This is a genomic window from Mycobacterium sp. 852002-51163_SCH5372311, from assembly GCF_001667115.1.
Classification (GTDB): Bacteria; Actinomycetota; Actinomycetes; order Mycobacteriales; family Mycobacteriaceae; genus Mycobacterium.
Map to the genome: position 1 here is coordinate 1 of NZ_LZIJ01000028.1, position 742 is coordinate 742.

1 pseudogene is annotated in these 742 nt (G+C 58.9%); it reads left to right on the top strand.

Annotation, left to right across the window (positions count from 1 at the left end):
* Positions 1 to 627, top strand: a pseudogene (locus A5791_RS04090) (hypothetical protein); the annotation flags it as partial.
* Positions 628 to 742: the final 115 nt, after the last annotated feature.

Sequence of the window (742 nt, forward strand, 5' to 3'; positions counted from 1 at the left end):
ACAATGGTTCCACCGGCCTATCTCGGCAAGCAGTTTGCGGCGGCGCACCAGCACTACCTTGTCTCTGGTAGCGCCACTATTGATTCCGGAGACCTCGAAACTGCCGTTCGCCATGTCACTGAGCACGGTTTCGGCACCGAATCAAACTCACGGCTGTTGGCGCTGATGAACCCGGCACAGGCAGAAGTGGTGTCTACCTTCAAGGCTGGCGAAGAAAACGCCAGCGGCATTATTGCCAAACACGACTACATTCCGTCCGCTGGCGCTCCGGCCTACTTGCAACCGGAAAATATCGTGGGTCAGGTTGCGCCGGAGTCCTACAACGGTCTTAAGGTGCAGGGTTCCTACGGCGAGACCTGGATCATCCAGAGCGACTTCATCCCAGAAGACTACTTCGCGGTTGTCGCCACCTACGGAGCCAACAGCCCTGACAACGCCATCGGGTTCAGGCAGCACGCTCAGCGCCAATATCAAGGTTTGCGTACTATTCCCGGTCTTGGCCCGTATCCGTTGCAGGACAGCTTTTTCCAGCGCAGCTTCGGTGTTGGTGTGCGCCGTCGCGGCCAAGCCTGCGTCACGCAGATCAAGGCCAGCGGTTCCTATAGCGTGCCGGTGATCCCGAAGTGACGCCTCGAGATTGGCTGCAGGCCAATCTGACTGCAGTCGTGGTCGCGGTAGCTCAGGCCGGTGCCACCCTGGCCGGCTCAACTGCCGAAACCAGTGTGTCTCAGTCCCATTACTA